The sequence below is a fragment of the Iamia sp. genome, from assembly GCF_035575815.1.
In the GTDB taxonomy this organism is placed as follows: domain Bacteria; phylum Actinomycetota; class Acidimicrobiia; order Acidimicrobiales; family Iamiaceae; genus Iamia.
Window position 1 is genome coordinate 20,064 of record NZ_DATLXO010000095.1, and the last position, 11,924, is coordinate 31,987.

Consider the following 11,924-nt stretch of genomic DNA (forward strand, 5'->3'; position numbering starts at 1 on the left):
GCGGACCATCCTGCGTCAACGGCGGCGGGGTTGGCGGGCGGGGGACAGATCCTGCAGCTCACGGTTGACCGCGGCGGCGTCGAAGGCGGCGGGATCGATGGGGCCGTCGACCCACTCCGAGAGCTCCTCGTGGTCGGGGTGCTGCGGATCAGCGAGGACGACGAGCAGGTGCTCGTAGCCGGGCGGGCCGCCGACGTCCTCGGGCGGGGCGGGCATGCGACCGGTGACGCAGGTGGGGTAGTCGGTGCCCGGTGACGGCGGCGAGATCGCCTCGACGACGATGCGGTGGCGCCAGTCGTCACCGAAGTCATAGGTGTAGGTGAACGCCGCGCCCTCGGGCGCGACGTCCGCAAGGGTCACCGCCTCCTCGGCGACCATCGGGTCGTCGAAGCCCATCGGGTCGTCGAAGCCCATCGGGTCGTCGACTCCATAGCGACGTCCGTCGACCACGAACTCGTGCAGGTGGCTGTCGTCCCAATCGAAGCTCACCTGCAGGATGTCGTGGAGCGCAGCCAGGGTGGTGTCGCTCGCCACCTCGATGCGTCGCCACACCGGGGGTCGGAGCCCCTCGAGGGTGACCTTCAGGCGATGGACCGTGGCTGCGCCCGACGGGCCCGACCGTCGGTTGGCGGGCGCCGGTCGGGAGGGCACCGGGCGAGAGGGCGCCGCATCGCCGCGTGCATCGCCGGGCGGCGGGACGGGGAGCTCGGAGAGGAACGACGTGAGCTCGGCGAAGCGGTCCCGCTCCTCGATGAGGTTCCGGCGCGCGGTCGACACGAGCAGGTCGGCCGAGCCCGGGGCCGGGCCGCCGGTTGCGTTGGTCAGCCCCGCGGCCTTCAGCAGGGTGCCCGATCGCTGCGAGACGCTGCCGGTCAGACCGAAGTGGCCGACGAGGTCCTTGGCGTAGATCCCCTCGTCGCCACCGAACACGTCGTTCTCCCGCCCGATGGTCCAGCAGATCGCCGCCGCCGCGGTGTCGGCCCGCCCCTTGCGCCGGAACACCTCGGGTCCGCCCCGGGCGATGCGGGCCAGCAGCCGTCGACACGCCGTGCGGTACTCGGTGTCGAGCAGCGTGTCACAGCAGTCGTCGCACAGCCGCAGCACCTCATCGACCCGGGAAACGATGTCCTCGGCGATGCCCGACCAGTCGAACGCCTCGTCGGGCAGAGGCCGGTCGTCGAGGGACCGCAGCACCTCGGCACCCCCGACCCGCGCCCCCAACGAGTCCATCATCGCCTCATTGATGGCCACCGCGTTCCGCCCCTCGGCGTCGAGATCGAGGCCCATCAGGGCCGCGACCTGCAGCGCCGGGTCCAGCCCGCCCGGGTCACCGAGACCGGCGAGGCCTCCGAAACCGGCGGCGCCGATGGCCCTGAGGTAGTCAGCCTCGAAGTCGTCGACCGCACCGAGGGTGTCCTCGGTGAGCAGGGCGGAGATGCCCCGCTCGGCGTGGGCGAAGCGGATGAAGGCCCGGAGCAGGGCCGGCATCGGGGCCAGGAAAGCGCGGTCGGCCATGACCTTGCGGGGCACCCAGTCGACGAGGAAGATCTCCACCGCACTCGGGCTCCACCGCAACGGGTCGCCGGGCCCGTAATCGGTGCCGAACCACAGGAGGCTGTTCAGCAGGTCGCGGTGATCGACGTCGTCGAGCGGGGCACCGACCGCCGAGGCGAAGAACCGCTCCGCGAGGGCCTGGGTGTCGGCCTCGGACCACTCCGGGCGCTCGTAGCCGGTGCCGCCCTCGGGCAGGAGCCGAGCCACCCACTCCACGATCGGGCGACACATCGGCCAGGTGTCGGTCTCGAAGGCCGGGACGGTCATCGCGCCCCGCGCCACGGCGGCCTCGATGCGGGCCCGGGCCTCCGCGGGGTCGAGGTCGTGCCAGGTCGCGTCGGGGTCGGTGGCCCTCTCCCGCATCAGGGTGATCACCTCGTCGAGCGGTTCGGGAACGACGAAGGCGTCCTTCACCGCGGTGCCCAGGTTGTGATCGACGTAGGCGACGAAGCTCAGCGCGTGGCCCTCGGCCAGGCGCACCCCGACCATCACGTTCTCGCCGTCGCCGAGGACGTGGCCCATGGCGACCGCCCCGTCGACCTCGGCGGCACCCAGGGCGCTCAGCCACCCGGGGAGGTGGTCAGCGCGGCGGGCCAGCTCGCGCTCGACGGCCCGGCGCAGCACGTCGTCGGTGATCAGCGGGGCGATCGCCGCGATCAGGGCCGAGGTCTCGAGGACCTCGACCTCGATGAACGAGCGCACCAGGTCCGACAGGGGCGGCAGCTCAGGGCGCCGGTCGGGCGCGAAGGGGTTGCGCTCGCGTGGGTCGGCGACCGCCACGAGGGTGCTGGCCAGAGACAACAGGGCGAGGGGTTCGCCGCTGCCCAGCGCCTCGCGGATGTTGCCGGCCAGGTCCGGCTCACCGCCACCGGGCGGGCCGGGGGGACCGAACGGGCCCTCTGGGTCGTCGTGCCGTGACGCGGTGCCGGGCGGGCGGGTGCCCTTCGGGGTGACGCGGCCGCCCTTCTTGTGTCGTCCTCGCTTGGCCATCGGCCCGACCGTAGAGCCTCGACCGGAGGTCTTCCACGCCCCGTCGTTCTGAGCCGCCGATCCGCCGAACGCTCGGCCGTCATCGCCGCTGGTCGGTCACCGCTCCGGGTCTGGTCGTCACCGGTCGATGCCGCCTCCGACCGGGCCGTTCTTGGTACAGGAACCCGGGTGAACCCGTGGGTCTGGTACCAAGAACGGACGCGGGTTCGGCCGTGAGCGTTCTTGGTTGAAGGAATCCGGTGAAACTTGCGGGTCTGGCACCAGCTGTGGATCGGAGCCTCCTCGGCGCCCGGAGCATCCGGAGCTGAACCCGTCGATCCGAGCCCTTCGCGACCCGGGACATCCGCGCCGGAGAGGTCCCCGGGGCCGATGTCCCTAGCCTGGTTCGATGCACGCCGAGCGCATGGAACGGGTCCGGGCCGCCATGGCCGCCCAGGGCGTCGATGTCCTCCTGCTCTCGGTGGGCGCTGACCTGCCGTGGCTCACCGGCTACGAGGCCATGGCCCTCGAGCGCCTCACCATGCTCGTCGTCCCTCGCGACGGCGATGCCACCCTCGTCGTGCCCCGCCTCGAGGCGCCCCGGGTGGTCGAACGCCCCGATGTGTTCGCCGTCCACCCGTGGGACGAGACCGACGACCCGATCGGCGTGGTGACCGCCCTCAGCGGCCCGGCGGGGACCGTGGCCATCGGCGATCGCACCTGGGCCCGGTTCCTCGTCGACCTGCAGGCCGCGGCGGCCGGATCGCCCGCGTGGCGGAAGGCCTCGGAGGTCACCGGCCCACTGCGGGCCCGCAAGGACCCCTCGGAGATCACGGCCCTGCGCGATGCGGCGGCGGCCGCCGACCGGGTGGCGGCCCAGCTCCAGGACGGCCAGATCCCGCTGCTCGGGCGCACCGAGGCCGACGTGTCGGCCGACATCGGTCGCCGCCTGATCGACGAGGGCCACCGCCGGGTCAACTTCGCCATCGTCGCCACCGGAGCCAACGCCGCGAGCCCCCACCACGAGGCCGGCCCCACCGTGATCGAGCCGGGCCAGGTCGTGCTGTGCGACTTCGGTGGCACCTGGCCCACCGACAGCGGCGCCGGCTACTGCTCGGACATCACCCGCTGCGTGGCGCTCGGCCCGCCCCCGCCCGAGGTGGCCGAGGCCTACGCCGTGCTCCAGGCCGCCCAGGCCGCCTCGGTCGCCGCTGCCACCGTCGGCACCGCCTGCGAGGGCGTCGACGCCGCCGCCCGCTCACCCATCACCGCGGCCGGCTACGGCGAGCGCTTCATCCACCGCACCGGCCACGGCATCGGTGTCGAGGAGCACGAGGACCCCTACATCGTCGCCGGCAACGCCACCCCGCTCGCCGCCGGCCACGCCTTTTCCGTCGAGCCCGGCATCTACACGCCCGAGGCGTGGGGCCTGCGCCTGGAGGACATCGTGGTCGCCACCGACGCCGGCCCCCTCGCCCTCAACCGGGCCGACCACGACCTCGTCGTCGTCGAGGGCTAACGGGCCGTGGAGGTACGCTCACCGGCGTGGACCCAGCCATCCTGCCCGACTCGCTGAAGGAGGCTGTGCGCATGGCCGAGGGCATCGCGATCGTGACCGACCCCGACGGCCTCGAGAGGCATCGCCGAGTCCCCTGAGCAAGGGTTCGGCCGCGGCGCGCGCGGCGCCCGGTCTCGGCCTCGGCCAGACTCGGCCCCGTGAGCGCTCCCGCCCCATCGTCGATGGACCCGATCCGGATCGCCGTGGTCGGTCTGGGGATCGGACGGATGCACGTCTTGGCCCTCAAGGCGCTGCGGAGCCGGTACCGCGTCGTCGCCGTGTGCGACATCGACGCCGGTCGGGCGCAGGAGGTGGCGGGCTGGCTGCGCGACGTGCGGGCCGTCACCGACCTCGACGCGGTGCTCGCCGCGGACGACGTCGACGTGGTCGACCTGTGCACGCCACCGGCGCTGCACCGCGAGCAGATCGAGCGCTGCCTGCGCGCCGGCAAGGATGTCATCTGTGAGAAGCCGCTGGTCGGCTCGGTCCGGGAGGTCGACGAGATCGCCGCCCTCGCGGCCGAGACGGGACGCACCGTGATGCCGATCCTCCAGTACCGGTTCGGGCGCGGCATCCAGAAGGTGCGCCACCTCGTCGACGCCGGGCTCACCGGGCGTCCCTACGTGGCCAACGTCGACATCGCATGGCGGCGCGGCCCCGACTACTACGCGGCACCGTGGCGGGGACGGTGGGACACCGAGATGGGTGGGGTCCTGCTCTCCCACGCCGTGCACGCCCTGGACATGACGCTCTTCGTCCTGGGACCGCCGGTCGCGGTGTGGGCCCGGACGGCCACCCTCGTCAACGACATCGAGGTGGAGGACTCAGCCGCCGTCACCCTCCGGTTCGCCGATGGCGCCCTGGCCACGATGTCGGCGACGCTCGGGTCGGTGGCGGAGATCTCCCGCCACCGCTTCACCTTCGCGCACCTCTCCGCCGAGTCGGGCACCTCCCCGTACACCAACGGAGAGGAGCCGTGGACCATCACCGTCGCCGACCCCGCGCACCAGGGGCGCGTCGACGAGCTGGTCGCGACCCTTCCCGAGCGGGGCGAGGACTACATCGGCCAGCTCGAGCGCTTCGCTGACGCCCGCGCCGCCGGCACGGCACCGCCGGTGACCGTGACCGACGCCCGCACCCTCCTGGAGGTGGTCACCGCCATGTACACCTCGTCCCGCGAAGACCGCGAGGTCGCCCTGCCCCTGGCTGCCGATGACCGCGCCATCGCCGGGTGGCGGCCGTGACCACCGGAGCCGAGCCGGCGACCTCGGTCTCCCACGGCGACGGGACCGTCACCGTCGCCGGGGCCTGGACCTACCACTGGGGGGCCCGCAAGCGACCTCACCTCCACCCGGTGGCCAGCCCTGGCGGCCACGTGCTGACCCGTGACGCGCCCGAGGACCACCCGTGGCACCACGGGCTGTGGTTCACCATCAAGTTCGTCGATGGGGACAACTTCTGGGAGGAGGTGCCGCCCTACGGCGTGCTGCGTCACCAGGGCGCACCGACGGTCGAGGCGCTCGATGGTGGCGCGGTCGTCGTCCGCGGCGAGCTGCGCTGGACGCGGCCGGACCGCGAGACCGTCGCCCTCGTGGAGCAGCGGACGCTCACCCACGTGCCCCTCGGGCCCGACGCCTACGCCATCGACCTCGACACTTCCCTGGTGCCGCCGGCGGCCTGTCACCTCGACCGCACCCCGTTCACGACCTGGGGTGGGTACGGCGGTCTGGCCCTGCGAGGCGCGGGTGACTGGGTCGACACCCGGCTGCTGTTGGACGACGGCTCGACCCACGACCGGGTCCTCGGCGAGGCCTCGACCTGGTGCGACCTCACCGGCACGCCGCCCGGCGACGGGTCCGGCAGAGTCGGTCTGGCGGTGCTCGACCACCCGGTAAACCGTCGTCACCCGGTGCCGTTCTACGCCAGCACCCGGGCCGCGACCTACGGCGAGGACGGCTGGTCGAACTTCCTCAACGCCGCCTTCCTGTGGCACGAGGGGATCGACCTGGATCCCGGTGAGGAGCTGCGGGTGCGCCACCGGGTGATCGTCCACGACGGGGAATGGGATCGGGACCGGCTGGCGGCCGCCTGGGCGGTCTGGGCCGAGGGCGGCCGATGAGCCCGGTGAGCGGAGGGCGCGCCGAGGGCCACGGCTCGGACCCGAGCGCCGAGGCCGTGACGGTCGCCGGGGGGCACCGGGCTCCATCTGGCTCCCCGCCCTTCCCCGGAGCCATCGCCGTGTCGCACCTGAGGGTCTATCCGTCGGTGGCGGCCGACGGCCTCCCGGGCGGCACGCCCCACCTCCACACCGTCTGCTCCGAGGCCTACGCAGTCATCGGTGGCTCGGGTCGGGTGCTCACCGTCGACCGGCACGGGCTGCGCACGACCGCGCTGACGGCGGGATCGTTCGTGTGGTTCACCCCGGGCACGGTGCATCGGCTGGTGAACGACTCGGGCGACCTCGAGATCCTGGTGCTGATGCAGAACGCCGGCCTGCCCGAGGCGGGCGACATGGTGATCACCTTCCCCGATGATGTTCTCGCCGACCCCGATCGCTACGCCGCGGCCGCCACCCTGCCGGCCTCGTCGCTGATCACAGGGGGCGACGACGCCCCGGTGCGAGCCCGGCGCGACCTGGCGGTGGAGGGCTACGCCGAGCTCGCCGAGGGGGGCTCTGCGGCCCTGGCCCGGCTCCACCACCGAGCCGCGGCGTTGGTCCGGGGCCACGTCGGGGGATGGCGGAGGACCTGGACAGAGGGGCCGTGGGCGGCGGCCGAGGCCACCGGCGTGCAGCTCGCCGCCATGGCTCGCGGTGACCACGCCCACCTCGCCGACGCAGCCACCTTTGCCCTGCCCCCGCCGCCCGACGATCGGCGCCACGGGTGCTGCGGGACGCTCGGGGTGGCCGTCTGGCGGTGAGCTCACCGGCCCACCGCCGGGGTGGTCGTCCCCGCCGCCCTCCCTGCCGTCGCCCGTGGCGGGCTCGGGAGCATCGGAGTGGCGCATCGGGGGGTCGGTGAGCGGATCGACGACCGTGGTGGGATCGCCGGAGATGGTGGCGTCGGTCGGCCAGCCGCGAGGGACCCGGAACCGGGGGTCAAGTCGGTAGACGCCCCGGGAGACCCGGTCGGCCCGTCCGGCATCGTGCTCGTGGCCGAGGGCGTCGGCGAGGACCTTGACCGGGTGGTGCCCGTCGACCACGTAGCCGTAGCGGTGGAGCCAGGCATGCACCTCGACCAGGGGAAGCTCGCCGTGACGGGCGAGGATCAGCAGGCAGCTCTGGCGCAGGACGATGCCGCCGATCGGTTGGGGGTCGGGGGCGGCCGGGGGCAGCGGATCGTGGTGGATCGCCGGTGGCCGCCGGCCCCGTTGCCACGGGATGGGTGGCCACAGCTTCTCTCGGATCTCGGCGAGGTCGGCCAGGATCTCCCGCCGTTCGGTGGCGGCCTCGACCAGCGATCGGTCGAGCTCGTCGAGGCGGTGGAAGAGGGCGTCGCGCCCGATCTGCATCTCGATGCGGACGTTGGGGGCGATGCCGGCCCTGCGGCGGTTGGGGAACAGTCGGGCGTCACCCAAGGTGGGGCGGCGGGCGCGGGCGAGGGTGCGGTCCCACGTCGGGTTGGGGGGCCGGTCGTCGCGGTTCAGGGACGAGGGCTGGTGGGGCAGGCGCATGGGGCCTCGGCTCGGTCGAGGAGGGATTTGCCGGCGGCGAGGGCCGCGATCCGCCGCCGAGCGAGGCGTCGTGAGGTCATCTTGGTCCTGGGGTGTGACAGTCGGCCCCGTTGGCCTCGTTGGCCTCGTTGGCCTCGTCGGCCCTTTCGCCCACCTGACGTCGGTCAGCGAATCGCCGTCGAATCGCCTCCCGACGGGCGTCGGAGAGGGCGGGGGTCGCGGGGCGTCGGTGACCCGCGGCTGGCGCCCTCGACGCGCCGAACGTCTGTTCGCTACAGTTTCGATCCCCATGGGCTTCAACAACCCGACCCAACCCTGGTCCGAGATCGAACGCACCCTCTCAGGACGCCCTCGCCCCGGGGCGCACCGTGGGGTGCCGACCGACGGGGGCGACAGCCCGGCGTGGTCGGCCCACCGAGGCGCCTACGAGCCCCCTGCCGACCTGGCCACCAGCGCCTCGACCCGTCCGAGTCGTCGCCGGGCCCGCCGGAACCCGGCCTACGCCGAGCTCCACTGTCGCTCCAACTTCAGCTTCCTCGAGGGCGCCTCGCACCCCGAGGAGCTGGTGGAGGAGGCCGCCCGCCTCCAGCTCGACGCCCTCGCCCTCACCGACCGCGACGGCTTCTACGGCGTGGTCCGCCAGTCCGAGGCCGCCGCCGGGGTGGGCGTGCCCACCATCTTCGGCGCGGACCTGGGGCTGATCGACCAGCCGGGGGCGGGGGCTGAACCCGGTCGACTCGTCGTCTTGGCCCGCGGTCCGGACGGCTACGCCGATCTGGCCCGGGCCGTGAGCCGGGGCCAGATGGCGGGGGAGAAGGGCGCTCCTCGGCTCACCCTCGCGGAGCTGGCCGAGATCGGAGGCGTCGCCACCCCCGGGGCGGGCCGCTGGGTCGTGCTCACCGGCGGCTCCGACGGCATCGTGCCCGCGACCCTGGTCACCGACGGTCCCTCTGCCGCCCGCCGCCGCCTCGACCACCTGGTCACCGCCTTCGGTGTCGACCACGTCCGGGTCGAGATCTGGGACCACGGTGACCCCATCGATGCCGCTCGCAACGACGCCCTCGTCGACCTGGCCCTCCGGGCCGGGGTCGAGGTCGTCGCCACCAACGACGTCCGCTACGCCACCCCCGCCCGACGCCGCCTGGCCACCGCCCTGGCTGCGGTGCGCGAGCGACGGGGCCTCGACGACCACGAGCCGTGGCTCCCCGCGGGCGCCACCGCCCACCTCCGCTCCGGCGCCGAGCAGGCCCGCCGCTTCGCCCGCTTCCCCGGCGTGGTCGAGGGCGCGGCAGAGCTCGGCCGGGCCCTGGCCTTCGACCTGCGCCTGGTCGCGCCCCAGCTCCCCCCCTTCCCGTGCCCCGAGGACGTCGCCGGCCGACCCCAGAGCGAGATGGCCCACCTCCGCCACCTCGTCGAGCAGGGCGGAGCCCGTCGCTACGGCCGCCGGCCGACCTCGGGCCCCACCACCAAGGCGTGGGCCCAGATCGACCACGAGCTCGACCTCATCGAAGCCCTCGGCTTCCCCGGCTACTTCCTGGTGGTGTGGGACATCGTCCGCTTCTGCCGGGAGCAGGACATCTACTGCCAGGGTCGCGGCTCAGCGGCCAACTCGGCGGTGTGCTTCGCCCTCGGCATCACCGCCGCCGACGCGGTGAAGCTCGGCCTGCTCTTCGAGCGGTTCCTCTCCCCCGAGCGCGACGGCCCCCCCGACATCGACATCGACATCGAGTCGACCCGTCGGGAGGAGGTCATCCAGTACGTCTATGAGCGTCACGGCCGCCTCCACGCCGCCCAGGTGGCCAACGTCATCTGCTACCGGGGCCGCTCGGCCATCCGGGACATGGCCCGGGCCCTCGGCTACGCCCCCGGCCAGCAGGACGCCTGGGCCAAGCAGGTCGACCGCTGGGCCGGGCTCGACCCCACCGGCAGCGGCCAGGTGCGCGGCCCCGGCGGCACCCCGACCGAGACCGCCATCCCCCCGGCCGTGCTCGAGCTGGCCCGAGAGGTCACCGACGCCCCCCGCCACCTCGGCATCCACTCAGGAGGCATGGTCATCTGCGATCGACCCATCGTCGAGGTGTGCCCGGTCGAGTGGGCCCGGATGGCCGATCGCAGCGTCCTGCAGTGGGACAAGGACGACTGCGCCACGGCCGGCCTGGTGAAGTTCGACCTGCTCGGCCTGGGCATGCTCTCGGCCCTCCACCTCGCTCTCGACGCCGTCCGCGAGTGGTCCGGCCGCCCGCTCGAGATGGCCGAGCTGCCCCAGGACCCGGAGGTCTACGCCATGCTCTGCCGAGCCGACTCGATCGGCGTCTTCCAGGTCGAGTCCCGGGCCCAGATGGCCACCCTGCCCCGCTTGCGGCCCCGGGAGTTCTACGACCTCGTCGTCGAGGTGGCGCTCATCCGCCCCGGCCCCATCCAGGGCGGCTCGGTCCACCCCTACATCCGGCGCCGCAACGGCCAGGAGGAGATCACCTACCCCCACCCCCTGTGCGAGCCGGCCCTGCGCAGGACCCTCGGCATCCCGCTGTTCCAGGAGCAGCTCATGGCGCTCGCCATCGACGTGGCCGGCTTCACCCCGTCGGAGTCCGACCAGCTCCGACAGGCCATGGGTTCCAAGCGCAGCCAGCGCCGCATGGAGACCCTCCACCAACGGTTCCTCCACGGGACGAGCGCCCGCAACGTGGCCGAGGACGTGGCCGAGGACCTCTGGGAGAAGCTGGCCGCCTTCGCCAACTACGGCTTCCCCGAGAGCCACTCGGTCAGCTTCGCCTACCTCGTCTACGCCTCGTCCTGGCTCAAGCGCTACGAGCCGGCCGCCTTCTGCGTCGGCCTGCTGAACGCCCAGCCCATGGGCTTCTACTCCCCCCACTCCCTGGTGCGCGACGCCCGCCGCCACGGTGTGACGGTCCGCGGTCCCGACGTCAACGCGTCAGCCGCCGGCGCCGCCCTCGACGTCGACTGCGTCGATGTCGCCGGCCCCCGCACCCACCCCGGCGCCCCGCCCGCGTCGTGGGGGCAAGGGGGCCCTGCGGTGCGCCTCGGCATCGGCTCGGTCCGGGGCGTGGGCGACGACCGGGCCGAGGCCATCGCCGCCGGGCGCCCCTACGCAGATGCCGAGGACCTCTCCCGCCGCACCGGCGCCCCCTTGGCGGTGCTCGAGGCCCTGGCCACCGCCGGCGCCCTCGACTGCTTCGGGCCCAGTCGCCGTGCTGCCCTCTGGTCCATCGGGTCGGTGGCCCAGTCCCGCACCGACCGCCTGGCCGGCATCGTCACCGGCGCCCAGGCCCCGGCCCTCCCCGGCATGAGCCCGGCCGAGGAGGCGTCGGCCGACCTGTGGGCGACCGGCATCAGCGCGGACGGTCACCCCACCCGCTTCATCCGGGCCGAGCTCGACGGCATGGGGGTGGTCACCGCCACCGGCCTGGCCACCCACCCGGCCCCCGACCCCGACCACCCGCCCAGGGTCCTGGTGGCCGGCGTGGTCACCCACCGCCAGCGACCGGCCACCGCCGGGGGCACCATCTTCGTGAACCTCGAGGACGAGACCGGCCTGGTCAACGTGGTGGTCTCCAAGGGGTGCTGGGCCCGGCACCGGAAGGTGGCGGCCGCCGCCCCCGCCCTCCTCGTGCGGGGCCGCCTCGAGCGCGCCGAGGGCGTCATCAACGTGATCGCGGAGCAGCTGCGCGCCCTCGACCTCGAGGCTCCATCCCGCAGCCGCGACTTCCGCTGAGCGCGCCGGTCGACGGATCGGCCACAGTGGTGGCCCACGTCGTCCCGGGGAGGACACCCATGATCCGCTCACGACTCGTCGCCGTCGTCGCGACCGCCACCCTGCTGCTGGTCGGCGCGGCCTGCGGCGGGGACGACGAGGATCCCTCCGCCGACGCCACGACCTCCACCTCCACCGCGGCCGACGGCGGCGACGACGAGGACCCCTCGACCACGACCGAGGACGCCACGACCACGACCGAGGACGTCTCGACCACGACCGAGGACGTCTCGACCACGACCGAGGACGTCTCGACCACGACCGAGGACGCCTCGACCACGACGGCGGGCGAGGACCAGCCGACCACCACCAGCGACGACGACGCCCCCACCACCACCAGTCCGAACCTGCCGCCCAACGACAGCCCCCTCGCCGAGCTCCTGGCGGACCCGACCGAGC

General features: G+C 73.7%; 6 protein-coding genes and 1 pseudogene. 6 read left to right on the top strand and 1 reads right to left on the bottom strand.

What is annotated here, in order from left to right:
- Nucleotides 1-15: 15 nt before the first annotated feature.
- Entirely contained in the window at nt 16-2,544 is a 2,529-nt protein-coding gene (locus tag VNL12_RS10345) for a plasmid pRiA4b ORF-3 family protein (RefSeq protein WP_325594222.1), read from the bottom strand.
- 388 nt (nt 2,545-2,932) lie between these two features.
- On the opposite strand from VNL12_RS10345, the gene VNL12_RS10350 reads away from it, so the two are divergent.
- The 6 genes and pseudogenes from VNL12_RS10350 to VNL12_RS10375 all read left to right on the top strand — a co-directional run.
- Entirely contained in the window at nt 2,933-4,042 is a 1,110-nt protein-coding gene (locus VNL12_RS10350; protein ID WP_325594224.1) for a Xaa-Pro peptidase family protein, read from the top strand.
- A 197-nt stretch (nt 4,043-4,239) separates the two neighbouring features.
- The gene (locus VNL12_RS10355; RefSeq protein ID WP_325594226.1) at nt 4,240-5,325 is read left to right on the top strand and encodes a Gfo/Idh/MocA family oxidoreductase; all 1,086 of its coding nucleotides are present in this window, start codon (nt 4,240-4,242) and stop codon (nt 5,323-5,325) included.
- Entirely contained in the window at nt 5,322-6,200 is an 879-nt protein-coding gene (locus VNL12_RS10360) for a PmoA family protein (RefSeq protein ID WP_325594228.1), read from the top strand. The genes VNL12_RS10355 and VNL12_RS10360 overlap by 4 nt, the downstream gene beginning before the upstream one ends.
- Nucleotides 6,197-7,000, top strand: coding sequence for a cupin domain-containing protein (locus VNL12_RS10365; RefSeq protein WP_325594230.1), 804 nt, complete (start codon nt 6,197-6,199; stop codon nt 6,998-7,000). The genes VNL12_RS10360 and VNL12_RS10365 overlap by 4 nt, the downstream gene beginning before the upstream one ends.
- Nucleotides 7,001-8,042: 1,042 nt before the next feature.
- A complete protein-coding gene (locus tag VNL12_RS10370) occupies nt 8,043-11,486 on the top strand; it encodes an error-prone DNA polymerase (RefSeq protein WP_325594232.1) in 3,444 nt (1,147 codons plus the stop codon).
- Between the two features lie 59 nt (nt 11,487-11,545).
- Nucleotides 11,546-11,924, top strand: a pseudogene (locus tag VNL12_RS10375) (hypothetical protein); the annotation flags it as partial.